General features: G+C 61.2%; 1 protein-coding gene and 1 pseudogene. Both read right to left on the bottom strand.

Annotation, left to right across the window (positions count from 1 at the left end; genetic code table 11):
- Positions 1 to 695, bottom strand: a 695-nt coding sequence (gene fghA, locus EN984_RS35595) for an S-formylglutathione hydrolase (RefSeq protein WP_127384401.1), incomplete at its 3' end; no start/stop codon positions are given.
- 102 nt (positions 696 to 797) lie between these two features.
- A pseudogene (locus EN984_RS35590) lies at positions 798 to 1107 on the bottom strand (formylmethanofuran dehydrogenase subunit C); the annotation flags it as partial.

Here is a 1107-nt window from a genome sequence, read left to right as displayed (position 1 = left end):
GGCCTCAGCCCGTCGTCAAGAAATCCGTCCGACGTTCCCTGATCGACCAAGAATTCGGGGAAACGGTATCCGTCGTCGATGAGCGACGTCGCGTCGCAGGTTCGCCACGAAGCCTCATCCTTCCCGAGATATTTCTCAAAAGCCGGTCTCGACCAGCCGGCGGTGCTTGGCTGGGCGATCGGGGCGAACGCCGAGCAGCTCTTGAAACGTTGCGGATTCTTCAAGGCAATCGTCAGCGCGCCATGCCCGCCCATCGAATGGCCAAAGATTGCCTGGCGCGCCATATCGGCTGGAAATTCAGCCGCGATGAGAGCCGGCAACTCCTCGGTGACATAGGAATACATGCGATAGTTCTTCGCATAAGGCTCTTGCGTCGCATCGAGATAGAAGCCGGCGCCGGAGCCGAACTGCCAGTTGTCTTTTTCATCCGGAATGTCGGCGCCGCGCGGGCTGGTGTCGGGACAGACGACGATCAGGCCAAGCTCGGCGGCCATGCGCCTGTACTCGCCCTTGTCCATTACATTGGCGTGGGTGCACGTCAGGCCTGAGAGATACCACACAACGGGACAAGGCGCCTCCCGCGCCTGCGGAGGTTTGAAAACGGCAAAAGTCATGTCGCAACGGCAACTCGTCGACAAATGGGAATAGACGCCCTGCACGCCGCCATGGGCTTTCGTTTGAGAGATGATTTTCATGTGTTCTCCACGTTGCGGGTCGGATGACGGTCGGCGCCACCACTGCCACCCAGCGGCAAGCACTTGCGTCCTGCCATCCTATGGTTCCTGTGTCGACGGATCTCAGCGCGGAAAAAGAACCTCGCCCATTCCGAGCACTGCGTTATCCCCGCCATATTTGCGCGGTGCGCTCCCCAGAAGCGGCCGTTTCAAAATGCCCTCGGCGATCAGATGACGATCGATGATGGCGGCGAAAACGCCCTCGGGTGCGCCACATTCGACGAAGCTCGGCGACATGCGTGCCGGCGTGCGATCGAGAAGGATCGAACCGCGACGCATCAGATAGCCGGGCATCTCGCCGGTGCCACCGGCCACCACCAAGGAGCCGGCGATCATGCGGCTGCCGGCGTGGCCGCCGGAGCCTTTCAGCAAC

Origin of the sequence: Mesorhizobium sp. M7A.F.Ca.CA.004.12.1.1, assembly GCF_003997835.1 — a bacterium.
GTDB lineage: Bacteria > Pseudomonadota > Alphaproteobacteria > Rhizobiales > Rhizobiaceae > Mesorhizobium.
Note: the sequence above shows the minus strand (reverse complement) of the source record. Positions and strands in the feature narration are given on the sequence as shown.